Annotated in this window: 24 protein-coding genes; 16 read left to right on the plus strand and 8 right to left on the minus strand. The window is 41.3% G+C overall.

The features are described 5' to 3' along the window. The first annotated feature begins 512 nt into the window (after positions 1-512). On the plus strand, positions 513-1,562 hold the full coding sequence (gene rtcA / locus V7K98_RS04455; RefSeq protein WP_335019621.1) for an RNA 3'-terminal phosphate cyclase: 1,050 nt from the start codon (positions 513-515) through the stop codon (positions 1,560-1,562). A 2-nt stretch (positions 1,563-1,564) separates the two neighbouring features. Here rtcA and V7K98_RS04460 read toward each other — a convergent pair whose 3' ends face one another. The 3 genes from V7K98_RS04460 to V7K98_RS04470 form a co-directional block, all read right to left on the minus strand. Continuing rightward, a complete protein-coding gene (locus V7K98_RS04460) occupies positions 1,565-2,362 on the minus strand; it encodes a Rho termination factor (protein ID WP_335019622.1) in 798 nt (265 codons plus the stop codon). Continuing rightward, positions 2,359-3,717: a ParA family protein gene (locus V7K98_RS04465; RefSeq protein WP_335019623.1), complete on the minus strand. Its 1,359-nt coding sequence runs from the start codon at positions 3,715-3,717 to the stop codon at positions 2,359-2,361. Before V7K98_RS04465 ends, V7K98_RS04460 begins: the two co-directional genes overlap by 4 nt. Positions 3,718-3,822: 105 nt before the next feature. Beyond that, positions 3,823-3,948 carry a hypothetical protein gene (locus tag V7K98_RS04470; RefSeq protein ID WP_335019662.1) on the minus strand — a complete coding sequence of 42 codons (126 nt, stop codon included), beginning with the start codon at positions 3,946-3,948 and terminating at the stop codon, positions 3,823-3,825. Between V7K98_RS04470 and V7K98_RS04475 the strand changes: the two genes are divergently transcribed. Then, the gene (locus V7K98_RS04475; protein WP_335019657.1) at positions 3,896-4,081 is read left to right on the plus strand and encodes an EF-hand domain-containing protein; all 186 of its coding nucleotides are present in this window, start codon (positions 3,896-3,898) and stop codon (positions 4,079-4,081) included. The genes V7K98_RS04470 and V7K98_RS04475 overlap by 53 nt on opposite strands. Positions 4,082-4,138: 57 nt before the next feature. Here V7K98_RS04475 and V7K98_RS04480 read toward each other — a convergent pair whose 3' ends face one another. Next, on the minus strand, positions 4,139-5,596 hold the full coding sequence (locus V7K98_RS04480) for an MFS transporter (protein ID WP_335019624.1): 1,458 nt from the start codon (positions 5,594-5,596) through the stop codon (positions 4,139-4,141). A 100-nt stretch (positions 5,597-5,696) separates the two neighbouring features. Between V7K98_RS04480 and V7K98_RS04485 the strand changes: the two genes are divergently transcribed. After that, positions 5,697-6,206: a phosphoribosyltransferase gene (locus V7K98_RS04485; protein ID WP_335019625.1), complete on the plus strand. Its 510-nt coding sequence runs from the start codon at positions 5,697-5,699 to the stop codon at positions 6,204-6,206. A 161-nt stretch (positions 6,207-6,367) separates the two neighbouring features. On the opposite strand, the gene V7K98_RS04490 is transcribed toward V7K98_RS04485, so the two are convergent. Both V7K98_RS04490 and V7K98_RS04495 read right to left on the minus strand, forming a co-directional pair. Continuing rightward, complete coding sequence (locus tag V7K98_RS04490) at positions 6,368-7,162, minus strand: MinD/ParA family ATP-binding protein (RefSeq protein WP_335019626.1); 795 nt, start codon at positions 7,160-7,162, stop codon at positions 6,368-6,370. Positions 7,163-7,198: 36 nt separating this feature from the next. Further along, positions 7,199-8,260, minus strand: coding sequence for a c-type heme family protein (locus tag V7K98_RS04495; protein WP_335019627.1), 1,062 nt, complete (start codon positions 8,258-8,260; stop codon positions 7,199-7,201). Positions 8,261-8,952: 692 nt separating this feature from the next. Here V7K98_RS04495 and V7K98_RS04500 point away from each other — a divergent pair. The 12 genes from V7K98_RS04500 (at position 8,953) to V7K98_RS04555 (ending at position 19,726) form a co-directional block, all read left to right on the plus strand. Further along, positions 8,953-9,174 (plus strand): hypothetical protein, encoded by a 222-nt coding sequence (locus tag V7K98_RS04500; RefSeq protein ID WP_335019628.1) that lies wholly within the window; start codon positions 8,953-8,955, stop codon positions 9,172-9,174. Positions 9,175-9,286: 112 nt separating this feature from the next. Continuing rightward, the gene (locus tag V7K98_RS04505; RefSeq protein ID WP_335019629.1) at positions 9,287-9,508 is read left to right on the plus strand and encodes a hypothetical protein; all 222 of its coding nucleotides are present in this window, start codon (positions 9,287-9,289) and stop codon (positions 9,506-9,508) included. Between the two features lie 119 nt (positions 9,509-9,627). After that, the gene (locus tag V7K98_RS04510; RefSeq protein WP_335019630.1) at positions 9,628-9,849 is read left to right on the plus strand and encodes a hypothetical protein; all 222 of its coding nucleotides are present in this window, start codon (positions 9,628-9,630) and stop codon (positions 9,847-9,849) included. A gap of 112 nt (positions 9,850-9,961) precedes the next feature. Further along, positions 9,962-10,183 (plus strand): hypothetical protein, encoded by a 222-nt coding sequence (locus V7K98_RS04515; RefSeq protein ID WP_335019630.1) that lies wholly within the window; start codon positions 9,962-9,964, stop codon positions 10,181-10,183. Positions 10,184-10,295: 112 nt separating this feature from the next. After that, complete coding sequence (locus V7K98_RS04520; protein ID WP_335019631.1) at positions 10,296-10,517, plus strand: CTB family bacteriocin; 222 nt, start codon at positions 10,296-10,298, stop codon at positions 10,515-10,517. Positions 10,518-10,786: 269 nt separating this feature from the next. Continuing rightward, the gene (locus V7K98_RS04525) at positions 10,787-11,080 is read left to right on the plus strand and encodes a CTB family bacteriocin (protein WP_335019632.1); all 294 of its coding nucleotides are present in this window, start codon (positions 10,787-10,789) and stop codon (positions 11,078-11,080) included. A gap of 210 nt (positions 11,081-11,290) precedes the next feature. Next, positions 11,291-11,518 (plus strand): hypothetical protein, encoded by a 228-nt coding sequence (locus tag V7K98_RS04530; protein WP_335019633.1) that lies wholly within the window; start codon positions 11,291-11,293, stop codon positions 11,516-11,518. Between the two features lie 85 nt (positions 11,519-11,603). Next, the gene (locus tag V7K98_RS04535) at positions 11,604-12,701 is read left to right on the plus strand and encodes a cyclic nucleotide-binding domain-containing protein (RefSeq protein WP_335019634.1); all 1,098 of its coding nucleotides are present in this window, start codon (positions 11,604-11,606) and stop codon (positions 12,699-12,701) included. A 49-nt stretch (positions 12,702-12,750) separates the two neighbouring features. Continuing rightward, the gene (locus V7K98_RS04540; protein ID WP_335019635.1) at positions 12,751-12,915 is read left to right on the plus strand and encodes a hypothetical protein; all 165 of its coding nucleotides are present in this window, start codon (positions 12,751-12,753) and stop codon (positions 12,913-12,915) included. 36 nt (positions 12,916-12,951) lie between these two features. Then, a complete protein-coding gene (locus tag V7K98_RS04545; protein WP_335019636.1) occupies positions 12,952-14,391 on the plus strand; it encodes an NHLP bacteriocin system secretion protein in 1,440 nt (479 codons plus the stop codon). 2 nt (positions 14,392-14,393) lie between these two features. After that, positions 14,394-16,637, plus strand: a complete 2,244-nt coding sequence (locus V7K98_RS04550; protein ID WP_335019637.1) for an NHLP family bacteriocin export ABC transporter peptidase/permease/ATPase subunit — start codon at positions 14,394-14,396, stop codon at positions 16,635-16,637. Positions 16,638-16,798: 161 nt separating this feature from the next. Beyond that, the gene (locus V7K98_RS04555; protein WP_335019638.1) at positions 16,799-19,726 is read left to right on the plus strand and encodes an NHLP bacteriocin export ABC transporter permease/ATPase subunit; all 2,928 of its coding nucleotides are present in this window, start codon (positions 16,799-16,801) and stop codon (positions 19,724-19,726) included. A 93-nt stretch (positions 19,727-19,819) separates the two neighbouring features. Here the strand turns inward: V7K98_RS04555 and V7K98_RS04560 are convergent, their stop codons facing one another. Then, on the minus strand, positions 19,820-20,512 hold the full coding sequence (locus V7K98_RS04560) for a response regulator transcription factor (RefSeq protein ID WP_335019658.1): 693 nt from the start codon (positions 20,510-20,512) through the stop codon (positions 19,820-19,822). Positions 20,513-20,762: 250 nt separating this feature from the next. Further along, entirely contained in the window at positions 20,763-21,860 is a 1,098-nt protein-coding gene (locus V7K98_RS04565) for an ATP-binding response regulator (RefSeq protein ID WP_335019639.1), read from the minus strand. Between the two features lie 813 nt (positions 21,861-22,673). Between V7K98_RS04565 and V7K98_RS04570 the strand changes: the two genes are divergently transcribed. Continuing rightward, positions 22,674-25,985 carry an ATP-binding protein gene (locus V7K98_RS04570; RefSeq protein WP_335019640.1) on the plus strand — a complete coding sequence of 1,104 codons (3,312 nt, stop codon included), beginning with the start codon at positions 22,674-22,676 and terminating at the stop codon, positions 25,983-25,985. The last annotated feature ends 65 nt before the right edge of the window (positions 25,986-26,050 follow it).

The raw sequence follows: 26,050 nt of genomic DNA on the forward strand, positions 1-26,050 counted from the left end.
ATAACAAATGGGTTCGCCGAAATAACAAATGGGTTCGCCGAAATAACAAATGGGTTCGCCGAAATAACAAATGGGTTCGCCGAAATAACAAATGGTTGGCATAGCCCGCACTTTTCTACGAGACGCTGTGCCTAGCTTGCTTCCACGTTCGCGGAGTGTCTCGTAGAGAAATGGTACGACAAAACTCTGTTACCACCGCAGGCATCGCCATGATTGCAACAATTTACCTTTATCATGCCAGCGTAACGGACTGCAAATCTTTAGTGGATGAAGTTTTTCCGAGTTGTGTGTACACCGTAGCCTTAGTAAGGAGAGGGACGGTTTTGTGTAGTAAAACCAGAGAGAGGTTTCAATATTGCTAAAATTAGCAAACTAGAGAGCAACACATATCAGAATTTTTATGTATAGTTGTGTAACTCCCTCCAAAAATCTGGCTGTTGAGCGTTTATAATTTGTGGTTCAATTTAAGAGCCAGTGGGGATAACCCAAAATCCAACATCCCAAAATCACCCATGATTGAAATTGACGGTTCCTATGGAGAGGGAGGCGGACAAGTTCTTCGCACTTCCTTAAGTCTAGCGGCCATCACTGGCAAACCCATACGAATTGCAGGTATTCGCGCTGGACGCAAAAAGCCAGGATTAGCAGCACAACACTTAACAGCAGTTCGGGCTGCGGGTAGAATTTGTAATGCTCAATTGCGGGGTGATGCTTTGGGTTCAACGCTGCTAGAATTCATCCCAGGTAGTGCTGTACAAGCTGGAATTTATACCTTTGATGTTAGTAAAGCACAACAAGGTGGTTCTGCGGGTGCGATCGCTCTAGTTTTACAGACAATTCTCTTACCTTTAGCACTAACAAAGGGGAATTCTCAGGTAACACTAAAGGGTGGAACTCATGTAAACTTTAGTCCGACAGCGACTTATATTGAGCAAGTTTACCTGCCCACACTGCAACGCATGGGTGTAGAAGCCCAAGTCAAGCTAGGCGCTTGGGGGTGGTTTCCCCAAGGTGGGGGAGAGGTAGAGTTACAAGTGGATGGTGGTGGTAAGATCGGCGAGATCAACTTGTTGGAACGAGGAGATTTACAACAGATACGGGGACTAGCAGTAGTGACGGATTTGCCTGCTCATATTCCGCAACGGATGGCAAATCGTGCGGAGAATTTGTTACGGGAAGCCCATTTGAAAGTTGCTGTACAGACTTTGCGAGAAAGAGGTGTAGCACCTGGGGCGGGTATTTTTTTAACTGCTGAGTATAAGAACAGTTTGACTGGCTTTGGTGGATTTGGGCGTTTGCGGTTGTCGGCGGAAACTGTTGCAGAGATAGCTTGTCAGCAACTGCTTGAGTTTCATCACACAGGCGCACCAGTGGATGAACATTTAGCAGATCAGTTATTATTGCCGGCTGCTTTAGCTTCACAGCAAAGTCATTATCGAGTGGCTGAGATAAGTAGACATTTGACAACAAATGCAGCCGTAATTGAACAGTTTGGGCTGGCGCAAATTACGGTAAATGAAGCTGAGAAAATAGTGTCCGTGATTCCTGTAATTGGTGGATAAGATTAGAGACTAAACACTTTCTTAAGAGTCTTGACTTTTGTAGTATCAATGCCAGATTCAAGTTTAGAGATAGGATTTAAGCTTTTCCACTTGCCTTTACTAGCACTGAATATAACATCAGATGATTTGTCTATATCAATAGCTTCAAAACCATCTATTTTGGATTTTGATAAATAACTCAAACGAGTAAATATTTCATCTCTTGATGCAGATTTAATACTGACATTTTCTGGTGGTGGTAAGGGCGGTGAAGCTGGTAATGATGACAGAAAAAATACTTTTGTAAGAGCATCCAACTTTTTGCCTTTAGTAATTCCACATCTCAAGGTAAGAATTGAGTTGAAATTAGACCAAGTTTTGCGATTAGACTCTGCAATTCGGTTTGTAGCAAGAATAGGATCTACACCCCTTAAGGCACTATTTGGTTCTGATATTAAGTATTTAAGTGCAGCTAGAATAGTATCTCGTGATGCTGTATTCAAATTTACTTTAGGTAAAACTTCTTTAGCTAAAATTTTTGCCTGCTCAATACTTTGAGATTCTGGTGAGATGACTATGCACCAGACTCGCTCTAACTTAGCTTGTCGAGCAACTATATAAATAAAGTTATTAGTAACAACTTGATATTTATAGTCACCAATTTCTTTAACAATAACAGGAATCCAATTTCGCCCATTAGCTTGTAAGATAGACTCTGCTGCTGCTTTGATTATATATTCCGATTCGGAAAACTGATCTCCCGATTCAATATCAGTTAACTTCAGATGCATTAGTTTACCAATATTATCAAAATCACTCATAGAATAAAGTACTCCTTAGCTAGTTTGAAATAATATTCATAGGCAGTAGAATGCTTAAAAGCGGCTGGAACTCGATCGAAAGCTGCACCTGCTACAATTGCATAATTTGGCAAACTGAATATTTCTGTATTTCTATCAGGTTTTATATAATTAGGATAAAAATATGGACGTAAATTAAAATTCGATGCTTTGAACTCTCTGCTAATAATAGTTTCAATTTCCTGATTTGCTATTTTAAGCTGAGGAAGAGTGATACTTTCGCCATTAAAAAATATAGGTAAGGCAATTGGCCCACCATCTTGTCTAGCTGCATTAACTTCTGGTACTAACTCTTTAATTACTTTAGCTGCATTATTTAGGGATGCTAAATTATTGTGTTTTGTAGGTATCAAAACTACATCACAGGCGTAGAGACTACTTTGACTGAAAAACATCCAGCTTGTCGGACAATCAATCAATATATAATCATATTCATAGACAAAAACTTTCAGAGCATCTTTTAACCTAGCAGATCCCTTTTCAATCCTTGTTGCTAAATCTTGTTGTGTAAAATTTTCCAGTTTTGGATCTGCGGGAATAACGTCAAGTTGGAATGATTTACCAGATTTAAATTTGACTGTGAATGGTTGAACTGTATCATGAATGTTTAAATCTCTATCGGATAGACAATCATATAAGCTGACTTTTCCTACTTGTAGACCAAGAGATTTACTTAAATCTCCTTGTTGTGGATCAAAGTCAATTAATAAAACTCGCTTTCCTTGTTGTACAAGAGTGGCTGCTAAATTAAGAGTTGTTGTAGTTTTGCCCACACCTCCTTTGTTGTTGTAAACACAAATAGTTAAAGCTTTAGGCGGATTGTCAATTAAGTTTTTGATATGACAAACAATAGCATTAATATTATCTTTTTTAATTAAAGTACTTGGAGTTGCAGGAAATACAACTTTTCCATGTCGTCTAAATAATTGAAGATGAACTGAATTAGTAATAATGCCCCATTGAGATGTTTTGCACTTAGAAGCAAGTAGATATTTTTTCATTTGCTCTTTAGTGTTGATGTATTCAGGAGTGCCTTCTGATAAATTAAATTTGGCTCCTGCTACTGTGGCTCGTACTTTGACTTCAATCAGTAAATATGGATTGATTCTAGACAATGCAAAAATATCGCTATTAACATTCTTACGCGCAGCAAAATCTACGTTACCATCCCCCGTCTTAAACTCTGAAAAATGCTCTTGCTGATTAAATCCAAGTGCATTTATTAGAGGTCTTACAAAGATATCACTGATATATGTCTCATTACTCTCATCAGGCAAAATATTGTCTAAAACCTGCTCAAAATATGTAAGTAACATTGCTTAATAAGCAAACGGGAACAATGACAAAGCCGTTTGTTTGATTAATTGAATCAAATTTGCTACTTAATCGACCTCAGTATTTTTGACTAATTGAATTGTTGACTATATTAAAGCTTTAACCCAAAAGCGATCGCTAGATAAAGCAGCAAATACAACCGATGAATTGGGGGAGGTAATGCGATCGCTAGGACAAAATCCTACGGTAACGTGGCTGCATGACTTAATCAAAGAGATTGATCTTGATTTGTCAGGCAGTATTGACTTTGAAGAGTTTAAAATGCTGATGGTATCTAAAGTAGGCGATTGCGAAAGCCGCGCTATAAAAATCGGGTTAGAGTCCCCAATCTGTACAAGGTGGTAACAAGTGTCGCCCCGTTATGGATATGCATTTAGACCCCAATCCTAACGTAATTACGAATTACAAATTACCCCTCTTCTCCTGCCGTTCTTTGAGTTTCAGCATAATCTCTGCGTGCATCTCGCGGGTAATTGGGTAAAAATACGTTAAAACTAAGCCACAAAGCAAACAAACTGTAGGTATGGGGCCAACGGCAATGCGAATGGCAAACAATGCTGATTCCGGTTGGGTGGGTAGTGGACTTCCGGCTACAGATTCTTTGAAACCGTATACTTGCAAGGCAGTTGACACCAAAAACAGCCCGAAAGCTAAACCAAATTTTTGTAGTAAAACCATGAAGCCATAAAATATGCCTTCTCTGCGTTGTCCGGTTTGGAGTTCATCTAATTCAATCACATCAGGAATCATCGACCAGGGAATTAAATAAGCTGTGGAGACACCAACACCAGCCATAACAGCCATCACATACATCAAAAGTATTTGACCAGGTTGTAAGAAAAATAGTCCGCCGGCGGCTATTATCCATAAACTCATTCCGAGAAAATAGACAAGTTTTTTGCCAATTTTCTTACTCAGATATCCCCACACAAATAGCATCAGCAGGGCAGTTGTTTGCACTGTAATCAGCACTGGCGTTACATCTGATTCAAATTTTAACCCCATACAATTGACTACAAAAAAGGGGATAATGCTGGCTGTAATCTGCACACCTAGCCAAGAAAAAAGATATATACCAATAACAAATAAAAAAGGTCGGTTGCTGAAGACAATTTTTAGCTGTTCGCCGAAAGGGAGAGATTCAGGTTCCTCGACTTGGATGCGTTTGGCTTCAAAAGCCTGGATGCGATCGCGGACTCCAAAAACGCACCAATATAATCCTAAAATTGAAATTACCGTACAAATTGCAGCTAAAACGAGATACGCTTGTTGGAGATCGGCAATCTGCGAAAAAACAATTTGCGCTAAAATCAACGATAGAATGCTGCCACCAATGGAAAATGTAAAACGATAGCTGTTAAGGCTGGTGCGTTCGTCGTAATCTTGAGTTAGTTCTGGAGTCATCGCCGTATAAGGCAAATTCACAACCGTGTAAAAGGACTGAGATATCACCCCAATCACTACGTAATAACAGAACATCGGCCAAATATTATCACTCTGATTTGCACTAAATCGCGGTACAATCCACTGAAAGAAAAAGAAAATTCCAAAAGGAATTGCTCCATAAAACATCCAAGGAAGACGACGACCCCAACGACGAGATTTTGTTTTATCAGTCAGGAACCCGACAAGCGGATCATTTACGCCATCCCAGATTTTGCCAATTAATAAAATAGTGCCAGCTAAACCCGCAGGGATGCCAGCAACATTGGTAAAGAAAATCAGCAGATAAAAGACAGAGATATTTGCAGTAATTGCTGGCCCTAAATCTCCTGCACCGTAAGCCAGTTTTGTTTTAAAATTGAGTTTTTTACTGAGAATATCTCGTTGGGCATCACCATCAGCAGTAGAATCATTCATAAAACTTTGTACTCATACTAAAATAAAAAATCTGCGTAGGCGTAAGCCCATCGTAGAACATCGCCTTCAATACTAGCTATCTACTACTCCCGTTAGACTTATGCCAGATATTTACGTTTCTTGGTCAGATTATCACCAAAAAATTGAACAACTGGCTATTCAGATTTATCAATCCGGTTGGGAATTTAACCAGATTATCTGTCTTGCCAGAGGAGGACTAAGAATTGGAGATATTCTTTCTCGGATATATCAGCAACCATTGGCAATTTTAGCAACCTCATCTTACAGTGGCACTGAAAGAAATAATTTAATTTTCTCCCGTCACTTAACGATGACTGCCGAAAAGTTAGGTTCGCGCATTCTCCTAGTAGATGACTTAGTAGACTCTGGGGTAACACTGCAACAAACTATACCTTGGCTTAAGCAAAATATTGAGTTTCCCATTGAAGAAATTCGCACCGCCGTACTTTGGTATAAAGCCTGTTCAGTTATAGCACCCAATTATTATGTTGATTATCTACCTAACAATCCCTGGATTCATCAACCTTTTGAACACTACGAGCAGATAAACCCCGCCGAACTTGCGGCTAGGCTAAGTCAACTGTGTTAATTTAAGACTTACGCAAAACTTTAGCCAAAACCCTTATTCTCAGGTAGGGGCAATTCATGAATTGCCTCTACCGCGTGTGGTGCGCTCTAATTGTGCAAATTAAATGCGCGACAGCTTACCTACACGTCTTTACCATGATGCCCACCATCTATAAGCAACGCTTATCTGGCAAACAATTTTACTCCAGAACCAGTAATTTGTTTAGCGATCGCATTAATTTTTTGAGTCCATGAATGATCTGGATACCGCAAACAGAAGATTCCACTACTCCCTAAATCAAACATCTCTTCACAAACAGGCAGTATTCCAGCCACAGGGGTTTTGTAAGTGTTCTCCACTCGTTTGCCTAACTCTTTAAAATCTAAAGATGGCAGAGCTTTGTTGATTACTATTAGCATTTTAGGCACTTCTAACTTCCGAGCAACATCTATCGCCACTGCTGTACCTTGATAATCTTGTTTATCTGGACGGAGAATTAGCAGCAGAATATCAGAAAGAATAATCGATAACAATGTTTCTTCATTAATGCCAGGATGAGTATCAATCAACAGATAGTCCAGTTTTAAACGACGAACTAGATTATGTAAACCATCATTAAGCAGGCGTGCGTCATAGCCTTCGCGCAAGATTCGAGAAATGTCGCTCATCTTAATGCTAGAAGGAATCAGATGAATACTTCCCTGGCGACCAAAAAATGTTTGTTTTTGTTTGAGAACGGCGCTAACATCATAAACTGCTTCTTCAATCTGACAACGGCCCCATAAGTAATCGTTCAAAGTATAGCGGATTCGCTCTTGTTCAAGACCAAATAGAATGTGAATCCCTGGAGATTGGATATCTGTATCAACTATCCCAACTCGCTTACCAGAGCGAGCGATAATAGCAGCAAGGTTACTCGTAATATTTGACTTGCCAGTTCCGCCACGGAATGAGTGAATTGAAATAATTTCAGACATAATAAATCCTCAATAGTAATTTTTAATTTGTAATGATTAATTTGGAGCATTTCGTTTATTTCTAATTGCTTTTGCCTCCTCCTGCAATTTTTGGAACGTTTTTGACTCAGCAATTTCTGCAACTTCAAGCGCACGTTTCGCTTCATCAACTTCAATCCGCAGTGTATGCAACTGTTGTTTGAATTGTTGTTCACGGGTAGAAATTTCATGCACCATCCGTTGAAAAACTCGTCCTAATTGTCCTAATTCATCATGGCGCTGCACAATCGAGGTTAGTTTTTCCCGATCAAATTGTTTTGCTTCTTCAACACTAATTTCATTCATACTAATTTTCTGAGCAAGTTGGGCCATTGGTTTCAGTGGTTGTAGGACATTTCGCTTTAACAAATAATTAATTAGCAAAATCACTATGGCAAAGATAATAATAAATAAACTAATGAATAAAACAAACGCCCGATGAGCATCATCAAATACTTGCTTGGCAGGAATATAAATAACTTGTGTCCCTACAATTTCATTGAGTTTCCACCCAAAGCCATTTTCTGAACCATAACTAACAATCTGACTTTTGGGAGCAACTTCAGGAGTGCTATGGCAGCGTAGACACGTGGGATTTTTAATAGAAAATGGACGAGCGTTATAAAATAATTTTTCGTCATAAGAGTCACGAAAACCGGATATGTTTTTTAACTCCGGTTCCCGACGAAATCGTTCGATAAGTTCTATTTCAAATGCATCTGCTTTATCTCGTAAATTAGTTGGATTTAAGTTAGCATCTTTATATAAAAAATCTTTATAATCTTCATTTTTACGGAGATTTTCAAACACTTCCCTAACCGCAAAGCTAGGAATACTTTCAGGGATAAAGGTGTCTTTAGTATTCACCATTTGTATCAGAAGTGGGTTGATATGCGTGTTAGTGTAGTTACTGACTGAGTTCATAGTTTCTGCAATAGTTTGGCTACGATAAGCGATTTCGGCTTCTGCTTTTTGTTCGAGCGCATGAGATAAAGCCAAACCACTAACTGCGATCGCGCCAACGAACACCAGTAATAAAAGTAAAGTAAATTTGGTTGCTAACTTGAATCTATTAAACATTGTTGTTTCTGTTTTTATTTACAACATTGCTAGAGATATAAGATTACTATTTGATTTTTGAACAAAGTTAGGTATTGTAGAGTGTGTTAGAACGGAGTTCGTAACGCACTATTCTCAAGGGTTTGATGCGTTACGCTGTCGCTAACACATCCTACTGGCGTGTCAAGGCTAAAATGTTGCAATATATTTTTGAGAAAATTGAGATAAATCAATGTTTTCTGCTTTTTTCTTAATGCACACATTTAGCCTTGACACGCCACTACATATATTTTCAGAAATCAAACCAGATTCCTATATATAACGGTGATTTATTAATTGAGTTTATTTAATGATGTAGCTAGAACCCTCTCATTTATTGTCATTGACACTAATTTTGGATTCATGCTTCCACGTTTAGTAATACTACGATATTGCAGTGAAATGCCACATCTGCAAGCAAATCCATCACTTTTGTAGTAACTAGCTGGGTTAGTCTATGACGAAAGTCTTACCTATTGCTCAATACTATATAGCGAAAGTCAGACCACATCTATTTACTTCGCTTAGATGAAATCCTAGACGTTTTTCAGATGCGCTTACCCTGGTGAATTCGTATTCTAGAGACATGAAGCGAGGAAAGCGATAAGCAACTAACCAGCAAATCACTTTCTCTGCTTGACATAACACACATCACAAATCAAGGATAAAACATCATGTCTGACATCAATCTTAGCCAAGCTCAAGAATTATCTATTGAAGAACTAGATGTAGTTGCAGGTGGTGCAAGACGATTTGCAACTGCTCACACTCAAGAACTGAATGATTTTCAGGAAAGCACTCTGGTAGCTGACCGCGATGGTGTTCGTAGCCACAACACTCAAGAAACTGATTACTTCAAAGCTAGTACTTTTGAAGCTACCGATACAGGCAAGTAAGTTTGTTATTAAATACCACTCTCAATAGAAGGGATGCTTCCCCAAGATAACTCCCTTCTACTCAACTTTACTACCGTTTAGAAACAAATAACATCATTAAGGAGAAAATATCATGTCTGACATCAATCTTTACCAAGCTCAAGAATTATCTATTGAAGAACTAGATGTAGTTGCAGGTGGTGCAAGACGATTTGCAACTGCTCACACTCAAGAACTGAATGATTATCAAGAAAGCACTCTGATAGTTAACCGGAATGGTATTAGCAGCCACAACATTCAAGAAACTAATGACTTCAAAGCTAGTATTTTTGAATTCACCGATACAGGTAACTAACAAGTAAGTTTGTTATTAAATATCACTCTCAATAGAGGGGATGCTTTACCAAGATAACTCCCTTTTGCTCAACTTTATCACCGTTTATAAACCAGTAACATCATTAAGGAGAAAATATCATGTCTGACATCAATCTTAGCCAAGCTCAAGAATTATCTATTGAAGAACTAGATGTAGTTGCAGGTGGTGCAAGACGATTTGCAACTGCTCACACTCAAGAACTGAGTGATTTTCAAGAAAGCAGCTTGGTAGCTGACCGCAATGGTGTTCGCAGCCACAACACTCAAGAAACTGATGACTTCAAAGCTAGTATTTTTGAAGTTACCGATACAGGCAAGTAAGTTTGTTATTAAATTTCACTCTCAATAGAAGGGATGCTTTCTCAAGATAACTCCCTTCTAATCAACTCTATCACCGTTTATAAACCAGTAACATCATTAAGGATAAAACATCATGTCTGATATCAATCTTAGCCAAGCTCAAGAATTATCTATTGAAGAACTAGATGTAGTTGCAGGTGGTGCAAGACGATTTGCAACTGCTCACACTCAAGAACTGAGTGATTTTCAAGAAAGCAGCTTGGTAGCTGACCGCAATGGTGTTCGCAGCCACAACACTCAAGAAACTGATGACTTCAAAGCTAGTATTTTTGAAGTTACCGATACAGGCAAGTAAGTTTGTTATTAAATTTCACTCTCAATAGAAGGGATGCTTTCTCAAGATAACTCCCTTCTAATCAACTCTATCACCGTTTATAAACCAGTAACATCATTAAGGATAAAACATCATGTCTGATATCAATCTTAGCCAAGCTCAAGAATTATCTATTGAAGAACTAGATGTAGTTGCAGGTGGTGCAAGACGATTTGCAACTGCTCACACTCAAGAACTGAATGATTTTCAAGAAAGTACTCTGGTATCTGACCGCAATGGTATTCGCAGCCACAACACTCAAGAAACTGATGACTTCAAAGCTAGTATTTTTGAAGTTACCGATACAGGTAAGTAGGACTGCATTTTTAGAACACGAGAATACAGGAAAATAACTCTACTGTAACCGGAGTTGATCTGATAAAACTTCCTAAGCTTTGCAGGTCGAAATATCCATCAAAAAAGGGCTTAATCGACTAATACCAATTTGAAAAAAGATTACGGCAATGGATTATATTAATCCATTGAGATAAGGAAATTCCTAATCTAAAATGGTATAACTTGGTGATAATTAGCCCTCTTCATTTAACTCAAAGAAAACATGTAAAATTAAGCAAGCAACCGATTATGTTAGGTGACGAAATTACTCCAAATGATCCACCAATCGAGTTGTCAGATGAGGAATTAGACGAGGTATCAGGTGGTTTTAGTCTGCGTTTTACAGCTGCAAGATTTTATCAATCGGAATCTACATTTACTCATGGAAAATCACATGGATCTAGATCAAGACATTCGGGATATCATGCAGAAACCACAGAATCATCGTTCCTTCAACTCACCATCGTCGATGCAACAACCGAGGATTTAAAAATTCTTGGCGAGTTGTTTGGGGATGCATCTGCGATTCACGGTTCGACATAACCAAAGTTTATCAAATTAAAAAATCGGCGGTGATCCTATTCCTTCAAGGGGTGTCTGGGATAACCGCCCACTTATTTAGTCATTGCTTATTAGTCATTAGTACCAATGACTAATGACTCGAAATGCCATATTCTTCCTTGATTGATCGTCTCGCTTTGATGAGATTAGGCAAATTCAGTAACGAATTAAACAATTAGGAGAAAAATTTTAATGGAACACGAAAAGCAAAATCATTCACAAGAGCTATCTATTCAAGAACTCGCAGATATATCGGGAGGTGTTAATGTCGGTGAGTATTATCCAGATGGGAATCTTACAGACAATATCTATAACAATGTGTCTGAAGATATCGCAAAACATCTTGAGAATACAAAGCTTCCTTATTGGAAAGACAAGTATAACAATTCTCAAAATCACAAGAGCAATTCATCAAGCTAGTTAATAGCTGATGGTGAGTATTTCTCGGTAGTTATTTCTCGCTCCCCATTTCTCTCCCGTTAGCAAAACACAAGGAAGTTAAATTATGACAGAAGTTCTACTTAAGGAACTGACAAATAGCGATATTGACTGGATCTTGGCAACGGGTCAAAGAGAAGAAATTACTGCTGGTACAATCCTCATCCGCCAAGGAACACCTGTTAATGCCCTCTACATTCTTTTAGATGGGGCATTAAGTGTTTCTGTCGCTCAGGCTGACGATAATCCCATTGGTCGGGCGTTTGCGGCTCTTGAAGGTGGTGAACTATCAGGACGAGAGGTTGCACAGCTGGCAAATGGTGAAGTTGTTGGAGAAATGCCCTTTTTAGCCTCCTACCAGTCTTCGACTACGGTAAAAGCCGCGAGAAAGTCGCTGGTGTTGATGATTCCTCAGCAGCAGTTGATTCAAAAATTGCAAGAAGACATCACATTTGCTGCCCATTTTTATCGAGCGATCGCAGTTCTCTTTGCTCATCGATTAGAGCAGATGATCAGCCAAATTGGCCAAAGCACAGTCGTGCTTTTTCAACCACAAATTCGAGAAATTTTATTTACATTTGCAGAATTAAATGATAGCGATATTGGTTGGATGATTGTTGCAGGCAATGCGCTGAAAATTCCTGCGGGAACGGTGTTGTTTCAGGCCGGAAGACCCGTTGACGCTCTCTATATTTTGTTAGATGGCAAGATGGTGGCTTCCATTGCTGAAGATACAAGCAATCCTCTCACCCGCGCCTTTTCAACTTTGGAAGAAACAGATCATATCGAACGAGAGTTTGCCAGATTATCGCGGGGTGACATGGTTGGCGAAACACCCTTTGTTGAAGCTAATCCACCCGCAATGACCATTCGGGCGGTTGAGGATGCGATCGTGTTATCGATTCCCAAATGGCGACTTTCTGCTAAATTGCTACACGATGTAAGTTTTGCTGCCCGATTTTATCGAGTATTAGCAATTTTGTTAGCAGATAAACAGCAAGGAATTATCAATAGTTTGGGTTACGGCAGAATCAACTATAGTTCAGGCAAATCTTTAGATGAACGCTTGACTTATGAAGATGAATTGAGTTCTAGCTTTTTGGCTCAAGTGACACTTGCGGGAACTCGATTTGATTGGATGTTGAAGCAGATTTGCGGTAATTGAATTATTTAAGGGCATTGGGCATTGGGGCATTGGGCATGGGGCATTGGGCATGGGGCATAGATTATTAATTCTTTTCTCTCATCTTCCCCTGCTTCCTTTGCTTCCCCATTCCCAATTCTCTATTCCCAATTCTCTATTCCCAATGCCCAATTCTCTATTCCCAATGCCCAATGCCCAATGCCCAATGCCCAATGCCCAATTCCCAATTCCCTAATATACAAATTTCTACAACTTGAATGGAGTCAGTATAATGACGACCAATAAAAGCAATCTATTCCGTAAAGAAGCACTTGATCGCTTATCCTCCCCGGAGCGGCTGGATCAACTTATGCAGGTGGTGCAGCCAAAGAAGTGGATTCCGTTAGTTGCGATGGGATCTCTAATTGCCGTTGGACTTACTTGGAGTGTTTTTGGTCGCATTCCCATTACCGTAGCCGGACAAGGCGTAGTGGTTTTTCCTAGCAAAGTCGTTGGATTTCAGTCTCCTAGTTCCGGGCAGATTCTCATGCTCTTTGTTCGTACAGGCGATGAAATCAGGAAAGGACAGGTACTAGCGACAATCGACCAAACTGAACTTCAAGATAAGTTGAAACTTGCAACAGTCAAGCTTGCTCAACTTTATGAACAAGACCAAAATGCCAATTCTCTGCGACTTCAGCGAACGGTTTTAGATAAAGGTGCGATCGCGCAACAACATCAGGCGCTCGTGCAAACTCTCAAAACTACCCAATCCCTAACGCCAATTCTCAGAAGTAAAGGTCTGGAGTCGATTCAGCAACAGCGTCAGACTTTACAGGAACAGTTGCAGACAACGCGAGATTTAATACCCACGTTCAAAGAGCGATTTGACATTCGCCAGCAGTTACAAAAAGAAGGAGCGGTTTCGAGTGATACTGTCCTTCAGGCGCAACAGGAATTTCTCAATAGCAAAACTAGAATCAATGAAATCCAATCGCAACTCAAACAACTTAATGTTAAAGAAGCTGATGCAGAACGAGAATTTTTAGCAAATGTCAATACGACTAAAGACCTGGAAGCTCAGTTAGCAGTACTAGACAGTAAATTTGCTGGGCAAGCAGAACAAGATTTAGCTATTTCTACTAATCGTAAAAAAGAAATTCAAGACACGCAGCGAGCGATCGCACAATTAAAATTGGAAATTAAAGGAAACAGCCAGGTTGTTAGCCATTTTAATGGACGGGTTTTAGAACTCTCTGCTGTTCCTGGACAAACCCTCGAAAAGGGCGCTCGTATTGGCACAATCGAAGCTAGAGATTCTGGAAATAAGTTAGTTGGGGTGGCATTCTTCCCGGTCAGCGAAGGCAAAAAGATTCAAAAGGGTATGGAGTTGCAAGTTACTCCTTCTACCGTCAAGCGAGAACGCTTTGGTGGCATTATCGGGAAGGTGACAAGTATCTCTGCATTTCCGGTTAGTAAAGAGAGCGCATCGAGCGTTGTCGGCGGTTTGGAAGTTTTGCAAGGGTTAACCACAGAAGGGGCACAAATTCAAGTTTTTGCGGAACTTCAGCCAGATCCCTTGACTAAAACTCATTTCCGGTGGTCTTCGTCTAAAGGGCCAGATAGCCAAATTACATCTGGAACCACCACCTCAGTGCGCGTGAAGATAGATGAACAATCTCCGATTTCCTTTGTATTTCCGATTCTGCGATCGTGGAGTGGAATGTATTGATTATGCGGCAAATTAAATCACAAATTGGGCTTCGATTTAAAAAAATTCAACGCCTCATCAGCCGTCCCGATCGCCGCCGTCGGACTCCCACTCTGTTACAAATGGAGGCAGTGGAATGCGGTGCAGCTGCACTGGGGATTATTTTAGGATACTACGATCGCATTGTCCCCCTAGCAGAACTCCGTCAAGCCTGTGGTGTTTCCCGCGATGGCAGTAAAGCATCTAATATTCTCAATGCTGCCCGCAGCTATGGATTGCAGGCCAAAGGCTTTAAGGTCGATTTGGATGGGTTACGCAAACTCCAATGTCCTTATATTGTCTTTTGGAATTTCAACCATTTTTTGATAGTTGAAGGATTTGCCAAAGACAAAGTTTATCTTAACGATCCTGCCACCGGGCCGAGAACAGTTTCGCTCCCAGAATTCGATCAGTCTTTTACTGGGGTAGTACTAATTGGTGAACCGAGTGCAGAATTTCAGCCAGGAGGACGGAAACCAAGTCTGACATTATCTTTATGGGATCGATTGCAGAGTTCCCTGGGAGCGCTGATTTATTGTGTCATCGCCGGCTTGCTGTTAGTAATTCCTGGATTAGCCATCCCTGCATTCTCCCAAGCCTTTGTCGATAACGTCTTAATTGAAGGCAGAAGTGATTGGTTGCGGCCATTAATTTTAGGGATGATTTTCACAGCCATCCTGAGTGGTTTTTTAACATTGCTTCAGTTGCAATTTCTGCGACGTATGAAAATTAAGCTGGCTGTGGGGATGTCTAGCCGATTCTTGTGGCATATTCTGCGGCTACCAGTTAGTTTTTACGATCAGCGATTTGCTGGAGAAATTAGCAGCCGTGTCCGCCTCAATGATAGCTTGGCAAATCTGCTTTCAGGAAGATTAGCGACTACAGTTATTTCCGGCTTCACCGTTGTCTTTTATGCTTTAGTGATGCTGCAATATGATGTCGTTCTGACTGCGATCGGCATTGCTTTTGTCATCGTGAATGTCAGCGTGTGGCGATGGGTTTCACGGCAGCGCGTTGATGCCAATTTGCGGTTAATGCAAGAACAAGGTAAAGTGAGCGGCGTAGCGATTTCTGGACTGCAAAGTATGGAAACGCTCAAAGCATCTGGGTTAGAGTCAGAATTCTTTTCGCGGTGGGCAGGTTATTACGCTAAAGCTATTAATGCCCGGCAAGAAATGGATACAACTAATCAAAACCTGGGTGTGTTGCCATCATTTCTCACCTCCATTACATCCATGCTTTTGCTAGCGGTGGGAGGGTTACGGGTAATGGATGGCGTACTCAGTATTGGGATGCTCATTGCCTTTCAAGGCTTGATGCAAAGATTTTTAGAGCCTGTAAATAATCTGGTAAGTTTAGCGGGTGAACTCCAGGAAATGGAAGGCAATTTAGGTCGATTGGATGATGTGTTACGCAATGCCATCGATCCTGCCGTAGAGCTAGATATTAGTATATCGCCAACTCAACTACCTGCCGCAAACGTTCGACTCCAGGGTTATATTGAACTCCGTAACATCACCTTTGGCTATAACCGCTCTGCACCTCCCTTGATTGAAAATCTCAGTCTTTCACTTAAACCCGGACAACGAGTTGCTTTAGTGGGTGGCAGTGGTTCGGGTAAGTCAACCGTTGCAAAGCTAGTGTGTGGATTATACGAACAGTGGGCGGGTGAAATTTTATTTGATGGTCAATCCAGAAGAGATATTCCGCGATCGATTCTCACTAATTCAATTGCTTTAGTTGAGCAAGATATCTCACTATTTGCAGGCAGTGTGCGCGACAATCTCACACTTTGGGATTCGACTGTTCCTTTTAGTAACCTGGTTCGCGCTTGTAAAGATGCTGCCATTCAGGATGTAGTGCTTTCCATGCCTGGAGGTTACAACGCTGATCTTGCAGAAGGAGCATCTAATTTGAGCGGTGGGCAGCGACAGCGATTAGAAATTGCCCGGACTTTAGTGAATAATCCGGCAATTTTGGTGATGGATGAAGCGACTAGTGCGCTCGATTCTGAGTCAGAAAAAATGATCGATCAGAAACTTCGGGAGCGTGGCTGCACTTGTGTAATTGTGGCGCATCGATTAAGCACAATTCGGGATTGTGACGAAATTATTGTCTTCGATCGCGGCAAGGTAGTGCAACGGGGTAGCCATGAACAATTACAGCAAGTTGAAGGCAAGTATTTGGAATTAATTCGCAGTGAAGGGGAAGCAGTTCAAGAAGAATAGAGTTCAGTTAAGCATTTCTTCCTTGGCGTTCTTGGCGTTCTTGGCGGTTCGTTATTTTATACTATCGGGACTCACGCAAAAATTTTTAAAATACATGATTTATTGAACCGCCAAGCCGCCAAGAGCGCCAAGGTTTTGGATTAATTTTATGGAGTAAGAATATGTTAGATCAAATTCGCAGCGCTACCTTGCCGGGAGAGTATTATCAGTTTAAAGGCAATGAGCCAATTATTCTCAATGACCCGAAGACGATTTGGATCGTAAAATCGGGTTCCTTGGCGGTGTTTGCGATTCCGATGAAAGAAGGAATTGCTGAGGGAAGTCGCCGCTATTTATTTACCACCCGAAGTAGACAGGCAATGTTTGGCATCATTAGTGATTCTCAGCCGATACCGTATCAGTTGCTGGCGGTGTCGATTGAAGAAACGGAACTTATGAAAGTCTCAATCAAAGATTTTCAGGAATTTCTTGCTGAGGGCAATGGCGAAGCAGTAACCTTAATCGAGGGATGGATTGAGCAACTAGGATTGGCGCTGTCTTCTATTACCCCTCCTGCACTGCCGTTTCAAGAAGAAGGGATGCGCTATTTCTCACTCAACAATGGTCAAATTTTCCAACCACAACGTGAGCTTGTATCCTGGGTACAAATTCAGCGTGGTTACGCAGTTTGGATGGGGTTTGAGAAATTGTTAGTCATGCCTCAATCAGGATTGTTGCCCTTGAGCGCAGATATGTGGTTTCAAGCTGAAGATACAACTGAGCTAGAAATCCTAACTACGTCTGAGATTGAGGATGCTAATACTCTGTTGAGGGGGATTTTCCAACTGCAAGTCTACTTTCTTCAAAGCCTTTTTCTTCTGGAACAGCAGGAAAAAGCGGTAGAATTAAACCGATTTCAAGAACGACAATACCTCAACGATCGCGTGATGAAGGAGACGTTGGGCGAGTTGTCCTCGTTGCTGCAATCTCCGCAAATTGGCGCTTCTGCTCAAGTTGAAGCTAATGATTTTGACCAAGCCTTGCTGATCGCTGCGGGTGCTGTGGGGCGGACTTTGGGGGTGACAATTCGACCACCGGCGAAGTCTGAAGACCTAAAACGAGTTCAAGATCCGCTACAAGCGATCGCTCGTGCTTCTCGTTTACGAACCCGCACCATCGCTTTACAGGGTAAATGGTGGAAGAAGGATTGCGGTGCAATGCTGGCTTATACGATGGAAGATAACCATCCGGTGGCGCTGTTGCCTGTATCTGATACACAGTATGAGATTTTTGATCCAATTAAGCGATCGCGCACTCCGGTTAATGCTAAAAGTGCGATTAAACTGGCGCTCACTGGCTATACATTCTATCGCCCATTACCTGATAAAGTCCTCACCACCGTAGATTTACTAAAATTTGCCCTCCAAGGACACTACAAGGAATTATTGATTGTCTTGGTTACGGGTATGGCGACAACTTTATTAGGAATGATTGTCCCCCAAGCGATGGCTATCTTGATTGATAGTGCAATTCCTGATGCTAATCGCGGTTTATTAGTACAAATTGCTTTAGCGCTGCTAGCAACTGCATTTGGTAGCACCTTATTTCAACTTGCCCAAAGCTTTGCAATCATGCGGGTGGAAACTTTTGCCGATGCTTCTACCCAAGCAGCAGTTTGGGATCGGTTATTAAATTTGAAAGCATCATTCTTCCGTCAGTACTCAACTGGAGACTTGAATTCACGGGTAAGCGCCATTAGCCAAATCCGCCAAAAGCTCAGTAGCACGGTTCTCAGAAGTATTTTCACCAGCTTGTTCGCGTTTCTGAATTTAGGACTGCTTTTTTACTACAACGGTTCGCTAGCGTTAATTGCCACTTTTGTTGCCTTGATCAACATTACTATTACCCTGGTTTCGGGAATTTCCACCCTGCGGAAGGTTCGCCCCTTACTAGAGTTACAAGGGCAACTCTCAGGGGTGATGGTGCAGTTAATCAACGGCGTTAGCAAATTACGAGTTGCAGGTGCAGAAGCCCGCGCTTTTGCTTTTTGGGGAAAACAGTATAGTCAGCAAATTAAATGGATGCTGAGTACCCAAGGCATTGAAGATGCTCTGGCTGTGATTAATAAAATCTTGCCTGTGTTGACTACAGCAATCCTCTTTTGGTTTGCTAGCAGTTTACTTCAGCAAGCTAATTCCCAAACAGGTGGTTTATCTACAGGTGTATTTTTAGCATTTAATGCCGCATTTGGCACATTTATTGGTGGAGCTACCAGTCTCAGCAGCACGATTATAGATGTTTTGCAAGTGGTGCCTTTGTGGGAAAGAGCGCTGCCAATTCTAGAATCTAAACCGGAAGTTGACTCAGAAAAAACCGATCCAGGAAGGCTTTCTGGGCGATTAGTTGTGGATCATGTGATTTTCCGGTATCGAGATGACGGGCCATTAACATTAGATGATGTTAGCATTCATGCCCAACCTGGCGAGTTTATCGCTTTTGTCGGAGCTTCGGGAAGTGGAAAGTCAACGCTGTTCAGGTTATTACTGGGGTTTGATGTCCCGGAATCTGGCACGATTTACTACGACGGACAAGATTTAACAGGGCTGGATATTCATGCAGTGCGCCGACAATTAGGCGTTGTGATGCAAAATAGCCGATTGACATCTGCTTCCATCTTTGAGAATATCGCCAGTGGCGCGATGATCTCGATGGATGAAGCGTGGGAAGCCGCACGAATGGCTGGCTTTGCCGAGGATATTGAATCGATGCCAATGGGAATGCACACGGTAATTAGTGAAGGTGGAACTAATATCTCTGGAGGACAACGGCAACGATTATTGATTGCGCGATCGCTAGTATTAAAACCCAAAATCTTGTTATTTGATGAAGCTACCAGCGCCTTAGATAACCGCACCCAAGCGATCGTCAGTCAAAGTTTAGAGCGTTTGAAGGTGACACGAATTGCGATCGCTCACCGTTTGAGTACTATTCGCAACGCCGATCGCATCTATGTATTCGAGAATGGGCGCGTAGTCCAAGAAGGCAGTTTTAATCAACTCTCAAATCAACCAGGATTGTTTGCCCAACTGATGGCGCGACAAAAACTTTAAACAAAAAATGCCACTTGTAGAGACGCGATGAATCGCGTCTTTGCCTTTGCCCAAGGATATACTGCTTATCAAACCTTAATTTTGAAGGAAAAATTATTCTGGTAGCTTGCCCGATAATTTCTTTTCTTGATTGAGAGCAGAATTTGCATAGATTGCAATTTGCGATCGGTTTTTGAGATTGAGGCGGCTGAGAATACTCGTCACATGAGTTTTTACCGTTCCTTCGGTAATATAAAGTTGTTGGGCAATTTCGCGGTTCGTTGCGCCAACACCGATTAAAGATAAAACCTCATGTTCTCGTGCAGTAATTTCTGATGGCTTTGATGAGCCGGAATTTTGGCTAGTTGAACCTGCTTCCGTAACTAATAATTTATCAAATAACCCCGGGCCAAATTGAGTATAGCCAGAATGACCAAAGCGAATTGCATCTGCTAGCTCAGTTGAAGGCATATCTTTGAGCAAATATCCTTTTGCGCCTGCACGCATTGCCCCTGTTAGATAAGAATCATCATCAAATGTACTCAAGACGAGAACTTTAATATTAGGAAAATTTTCTGTAATCAGTTTTGTTGCAGTTCGCCCATCCATTTCGGGCATCCGAATATCCATTAGCACCACATCGGGCTGAAGTTCTGCAACAAGCTCTAGAGCAACTTTTCCATTTTCAGCATCACCCACCACCTGCAAATCAGGTTCCTGTTCTAGCATTGCTTTCAGCCCCTGACGAATGAGGCTTTGATCGTCAACGATTAACAGCCGAATAGGAGAGGATTTATCATTTTTCATGGTAAGTATCTCTTTCTGGTTTTGATGAACGATCGTATAGATATCTTCAAAAATGAATGATGCATTACCTGAAGCCCTTGCAGAAACGTTACAAGATGTAACTTCTCTATATTCATCCTTCACTGCTTATACCGTTTCCTTATGAAGCTACGCCAAATTTCCTTTGCTTCTTCTTTCTTTCTTTGTGTACTTTGCGTCCTTTGCGGTTCGTTCCTCATATACTTCAGCGCACCTTCATACAGAACTGGTATTACTCCCTGGGAAAATTAGCAACAATCCGACAACCAGCACCCGGTTTGCTGACAATTTCTAGCTGGGCGTTTACTTTAGCCATTCGTTCTCCCATTCCTTGGAGTCCGTAACCTGCTACGGCGCGATCGCATTGGAAGCCTTTGCCGTTATCTTGGAGTATCAACGATAGCCCCGCCGCCGTTGTTTGAATTTTGATTTGCACGGCTGTAGCATTAGCGTGTTTATGAATATTGGTTAGCCCTTCCTGGATAATCCGATATACAACATGATTTACTGAGTCGGATAGCGGTTGTGATAAATCAATTTTGCAGTATGGTAAGACATCGGTGAGGTGATAGAATTCTTCTGCAAGGTTAGCGATCGCACCTTCGAGCAATTGTCCGTGGAGTGGATCTGAGCGAATTGCCGAAACTGATTCCCGCACATCTTGCAGAGCTTCGGAACCCAATTTTTTCGCTTCTAATAAAAACGATCGCGCCCGATTAGAATCCTTTTCCCAAAGGGTTAGCGCTGTTTCCATTTGCACATTTAGCGCTACCAGAGAATGTCCTAGCGAGTCGTGGATATCACGCGCAATCCGATTTCGTTCTTCTAGCGCCACTATTTCCTCAATGCGTTGATTCAGCGCTTTCTGATGATCTAGCGATCGCCTTAATTCTGCTTCTGTCTCCTGTAAGCGGCAATTTTGCTCCTGGAGTTGCAGTTGTAAGCGGCAAAGTTTGAGTTGATGCTCCATCCGCGCAACCACTTCTTCAATCTGAAAAGGTTTGTTAATAAAATCAACGCCTCCAACCGCAAAGGCTTTCACTTTATCAAATACCTCATTCAAAGCACTAATAAAAATGACTGGAATCTCTTGTGTTTGAGGATTAGACTTGAGGTGCTGACATACTTCATAGCCGTTCATTCCGGGCATAGTAATATCAAGCAGAATCAAATCTGGAGGTTGAGCCTGTATACCAATCAACGCCATACAACCATTGGTAACACTCCTAACTTCGTATCCTTGCTCAGTAAGCATTGCTGATAGGAGGCGAAGATTATCCAGGGTGTCATCAACTATGAGAATATCTCCCTTGGCTGGGCTTAGTTCCATACTTTTCAACGGGCTAAGAGAGTCGTTAATTATCAAGCTACTGATAATAGATTCTATAGAGATTTTCGATTACAAGTCATATAAAAATCCATGTATGTAACAAATCTATTAATGATATTTTTTATTTTAAAAGGGCTAATTAATTTACATTTATTTATATTATTGGCTGTCATAAATCATTTGTGAGAAGTCGGGGAGCTAGACACGGCGAAGTATGATCAATCAAATAGGATTCCTATATCCGTTTACTTACTTAAATGATTTTTCTTGGTAGTTATTAAAAATAAATTGGGTACGGAAGGAATTTTTATTGTAATTGCTTTAAACAACTTTTTAAATGAATTTACAACCTGATATTATCTGTTTTTTAGCTTGACCATAGGATTACTTTTAGGTATTGTAGAGTGTGTTAGAACGGAGTTCGTAACGCACTATTATCTATCAAGAGTTTGATGCCGTACTCTCCACGCTCACATCCTACGGATATTTTCTCCAAATCAAACTGGATTCCTATATAAAAGATTCAGTCAGTAGTATAGTGCATTGCCAGAGTTTTCCAAAGTACAAGCAAGCTACGTGTAGCATCTATTTAAAAAGAAAGATTTAGGAGATGCTGAACTTTAAAAGAAAAATGATAAATTAAAATTCTCAGATAATTGGGTTGTGTATCATTTTGCAATCTTACCCTCTTGAGTAACATCATTTTAGACAATTCATCTTTGTATAATTATGCTAAGAAATTCATCAAAATGAATAAGCTAATGGGTAATTATTCGTACCTTGACATTGCTCTTTAATTTCAGGAGTTCGGATATGCATACTCTCACCACTCAAGTCTCAAAGCTTACTAAAAATGTGTCGTTGCGCCACATTCTTGTAGTGCCGTTTATACTGCAAATTTCTTTAGCCGTAGGGCTAACTGGGTGGTTATCGATACACAATGGACAACGAGCAGTCAATGAAGTTGCAATCCAACTCCGAAATGAAATCACGGCTCGAATCCAGCAGTACCTGCAAATATATGTTGAAACGCCTCATAAAATAAATCAACTAAATGCTAGTGCCATTCAAGTGGGTGAAATTAATATCCAAAAATTATCAATACTAGAACAACACCTTTGGTATCAACTAAAGACCTTTGACACAGTAACAGCAGTTTACATTGGATCAGAATATGGTGAACACGTTGCGGTTCAAAGGGCGGATGATGGTCAGTTTCAGGTGAAACTTTCAGGGGAGTCAACTGGGCATGAAATTCGGATTTATGCAGCAGATCAACCGGGACATTACACTCAACTTTTAAGATCCAAGCCTAATTACGATCCGCGGACTCGTCCGTGGTATCAATCGGCAGTTAAGTCTAAGACAGCTACCTGGGGTGGAATTTATAAATTGTTTGCCACACCCAAATATGTGCTAAATGCCAGCTTGCCGATCTATGATGATGGCGGCAATCTGCTAGGCGTTGCTGCTGTAGATTTTTCCCTGACTGGGATTAGTCAATATCTGCGGAGTCTCAAAATCGGGCGAACGGGCGAGACTTTCATTCTAGAACGCCAAACAGGATTACTGGTTGGTAGTTCTGCCGCTCAACAACCCTACGTAATTGAGACTCCTACAGCCCCAATCACAGATCAGAATCCGGTGCGAGTTAAGGCGATCGCCAGTAGTGATATTTTGACGCGGCGGACTGCTGAATATTTGCAGCAACGCTTTGGAAAACTAACCCAGATTACTGAAAAACAACAACTAGATTTTGATATTGAGGGTAAACGGCAATTTTTAGAGATTGTGCCGATGAAGAATCAGCAGGGCTTGGACTGGCTAATCGTTGTGGTTATTCCAGAACGGGATTTCATGGATCAAATCAATGCCAATACTCGTTCCACAATTGTGCTTTGTCTATGTGCCTTTGCCCTCGCAACTGGATTGGGCATTCTGACGGCTGGCTGGATTACACAGCCAATTCTCCGACTGGGAAGTACAGCAAGAGCGATCGCGGCCGGAAACTTAGACCAAAAGGTTTCTGTGAACAGTACAACCGAGCTAAACTCTTTGGCAGAGTCTTTTAACCTTATGGCCCATCAGTTGCGTGAATCCTTTTTAGCCCTAGCACGAACCAACGAGGAATTAGAAAGCCGAGTCACGCAACGCACCAGAGAACTTGGAGAGAAAAATGCCCAACTTCAGAGAGAAATTAGCGATCGCCGAAAAGTAGAAGCAGCACTCAAAACATCCGAAGCAGAACTCAGGTTAATGTTCGCTGCTATGACTGATATGGTAGTGGTTTTTGATGCAGAGGGTCGTTATCAAAAGTATGTGCAAACGAAGTATGTGCTAACCCAATCCTTCGCTTATAAACCTGATATAGATCGCATTGGCAAAAAAGTTGATGAAGTTTTACCAAAAGAAATCGCCAATTTAATAATCGATGCCATTCAGCAAGCACTGCATCTGAAAGAAGAACCCAGAAACGCTGATGGCAGTCGCAAGAATGTTTTTGTTGAATACCACTTGTTGAACAAAAATCGAGAAACTTGGTTTTTAGCTAGTGTTTCGCCGTTATCCGACAATACAGTGCTTTGGGTTGCTCGTGATATCACCAAGCTGAAAAAAACCGAAGCCGCCCTCAAACAAGCTAAAGAAACCGCAGATGCTGCCAACCTCGCCAAAAGCCAGTTTCTCTCCAACATGAGCCACGAACTGCGAACTCCTCTTAACATCATCCTTGGCTTTACCCAACTGCTGCTGCGAAATCGATCGCTCAACTCGCAACAGCAAGAATATCTTGACACGATCAACCGCAGTGGCGAAGACTTACTGACCTTAATCAATGATGTATTGGAAATGTCCAAAATTGAAGCAGGTCGAGTTATCCTCAGCGAAACAAATTTTGACCTGTATGGACTTCTGGATCGACTCCAGCAGATGTTTGCGTTGAAAGCTAGATCGAGAGGGTTAAAACTCATTTTGGAGCGATCGCCAGCAATTCCCCAATATATCTGTGCCGATGAAAGTAAATTGCGCCAAGTTTTGGTTAATCTATTAGGAAACGCCATTAAGTTTACCAAAATCGGTCAAGTAACTTTGCGGGTAGAAACTCTGAACCAAAATATTACACCAGATGAACCCATCACCCTAAACTTCAGCGTTGAAGATACAGGTTGCGGCATTGCTGACTCCGACTTTAATCGTCTCTTTGAGCCATTTGTCCAAACAGAGGCAGGACAAAAAGCTCAGGAAGGCACCGGACTCGGATTACCCATCAGCCAGCGATTTGTGCGGCTCATGGGCGGAGATATAAGAGTGAATAGCACGCTAGGAAAAGGCTCAATTTTTACCTTTGATATCAGAACTCAGGCAGTAATTATAGATACTTTACCAATGCCTGTACAAAATCGGCAAGTTATCGGTTTAGAAAAGGGACAACCCAGCTATCGCATTCTGATTGTTGAGGATAAACTAGAAAATCGGCAGCTTTTGGTTGAGTTGTTAACCCCCATTGGCTTTGAAGTGCGCGAGGCGGTAAACGGTCAAGCTGCCATCGACCTTTGGCAAAGCTGGTCGCCTAACCTCATCTGGATGGATCTGCGGATGCCAATTATGAACGGATTTGAGGCAACTAAACATATTAAAACAGCGATCGCACAAGCCCCGGTGATTATCGCCTTGACCGGAAGTGCATTTGAGGAAGACCGCGTAACAGCAATGTCTGTAGGCTTTGATGACTTTGTGCGTAAGCCATTTCGGACTACCGTAATTTTTGAAAAGATGACTGAATATTTGGGTGTTCGTTATGTTTATGCTGATGAACTGGAAAATCAAGAAAAAGCATCTTGGTCTTCTAATGCTTCATCATTTACACCTAATTTATTAACAGTTGCAGATTTAAGCGTAATGCCCAGCGACTGGATCGAGCAACTGCATCAGGCAGCACTCCGAATAAATGCAAAAGAAATTCTCACGCTGATTAAGCAAATTCCTGAGCAGCACGATCATCTTATTAAGACACTAACCAATCTCGTAGACTGCTTCTGCTTTGAACAAATTATCGCATTAGGTAGGGATTATCAAAAAAAAGTTGCTGCCCAGATCCCCGACTTCTTCAAGAAGTCGGGGATCTAAATCCATTAATAATCATGCGTTATGAACTTCGTTCTAACACACCCAATTCCCAATTCCCGCTATAA

Origin of the sequence: Nostoc sp., assembly GCF_036917435.1 — a bacterium.
Taxonomy (GTDB): Bacteria; Cyanobacteriota; Cyanobacteriia; order Cyanobacteriales; family Nostocaceae; genus Nostoc.

Excerpts from the sequence above, each read along its gene's own strand:
- rtcA (WP_335019621.1), top strand. The coding sequence starts at position 513 with ATGATTGAAATTGACGGTTCCTATGGAGAGGGAGGCGGACAAGTTCTT.
- V7K98_RS04460 (WP_335019622.1), bottom strand. The coding sequence starts at position 2,362 with ATGAGTGATTTTGATAATATTGGTAAACTAATGCATCTGAAGTTAACT.
- V7K98_RS04465 (WP_335019623.1), bottom strand. The coding sequence starts at position 3,717 with ATGTTACTTACATATTTTGAGCAGGTTTTAGACAATATTTTGCCTGAT.
- V7K98_RS04475 (WP_335019657.1), top strand. The coding sequence starts at position 3,896 with ATGCGATCGCTAGGACAAAATCCTACGGTAACGTGGCTGCATGACTTA.
- V7K98_RS04480 (WP_335019624.1), bottom strand. The coding sequence starts at position 5,596 with ATGAATGATTCTACTGCTGATGGTGATGCCCAACGAGATATTCTCAGT.
- V7K98_RS04485 (WP_335019625.1), top strand. The coding sequence starts at position 5,697 with ATGCCAGATATTTACGTTTCTTGGTCAGATTATCACCAAAAAATTGAA.
- V7K98_RS04490 (WP_335019626.1), bottom strand. The coding sequence starts at position 7,162 with ATGTCTGAAATTATTTCAATTCACTCATTCCGTGGCGGAACTGGCAAG.
- V7K98_RS04495 (WP_335019627.1), bottom strand. The coding sequence starts at position 8,260 with ATGTTTAATAGATTCAAGTTAGCAACCAAATTTACTTTACTTTTATTA.
- V7K98_RS04500 (WP_335019628.1), top strand. The coding sequence starts at position 8,953 with ATGTCTGACATCAATCTTAGCCAAGCTCAAGAATTATCTATTGAAGAA.
- V7K98_RS04505 (WP_335019629.1), top strand. The coding sequence starts at position 9,287 with ATGTCTGACATCAATCTTTACCAAGCTCAAGAATTATCTATTGAAGAA.
- V7K98_RS04510 (WP_335019630.1), top strand. The coding sequence starts at position 9,628 with ATGTCTGACATCAATCTTAGCCAAGCTCAAGAATTATCTATTGAAGAA.
- V7K98_RS04515 (WP_335019630.1), top strand. The coding sequence starts at position 9,962 with ATGTCTGATATCAATCTTAGCCAAGCTCAAGAATTATCTATTGAAGAA.
- V7K98_RS04520 (WP_335019631.1), top strand. The coding sequence starts at position 10,296 with ATGTCTGATATCAATCTTAGCCAAGCTCAAGAATTATCTATTGAAGAA.
- V7K98_RS04525 (WP_335019632.1), top strand. The coding sequence starts at position 10,787 with ATGTTAGGTGACGAAATTACTCCAAATGATCCACCAATCGAGTTGTCA.
- V7K98_RS04530 (WP_335019633.1), top strand. The coding sequence starts at position 11,291 with ATGGAACACGAAAAGCAAAATCATTCACAAGAGCTATCTATTCAAGAA.
- V7K98_RS04535 (WP_335019634.1), top strand. The coding sequence starts at position 11,604 with ATGACAGAAGTTCTACTTAAGGAACTGACAAATAGCGATATTGACTGG.
- V7K98_RS04540 (WP_335019635.1), top strand. The coding sequence starts at position 12,751 with ATGGGGCATAGATTATTAATTCTTTTCTCTCATCTTCCCCTGCTTCCT.
- V7K98_RS04545 (WP_335019636.1), top strand. The coding sequence starts at position 12,952 with ATGACGACCAATAAAAGCAATCTATTCCGTAAAGAAGCACTTGATCGC.
- V7K98_RS04550 (WP_335019637.1), top strand. The coding sequence starts at position 14,394 with ATGCGGCAAATTAAATCACAAATTGGGCTTCGATTTAAAAAAATTCAA.
- V7K98_RS04555 (WP_335019638.1), top strand. The coding sequence starts at position 16,799 with ATGTTAGATCAAATTCGCAGCGCTACCTTGCCGGGAGAGTATTATCAG.
- V7K98_RS04560 (WP_335019658.1), bottom strand. The coding sequence starts at position 20,512 with ATGAAAAATGATAAATCCTCTCCTATTCGGCTGTTAATCGTTGACGAT.
- V7K98_RS04565 (WP_335019639.1), bottom strand. The coding sequence starts at position 21,860 with ATGGAACTAAGCCCAGCCAAGGGAGATATTCTCATAGTTGATGACACC.
- V7K98_RS04570 (WP_335019640.1), top strand. The coding sequence starts at position 22,674 with ATGCATACTCTCACCACTCAAGTCTCAAAGCTTACTAAAAATGTGTCG.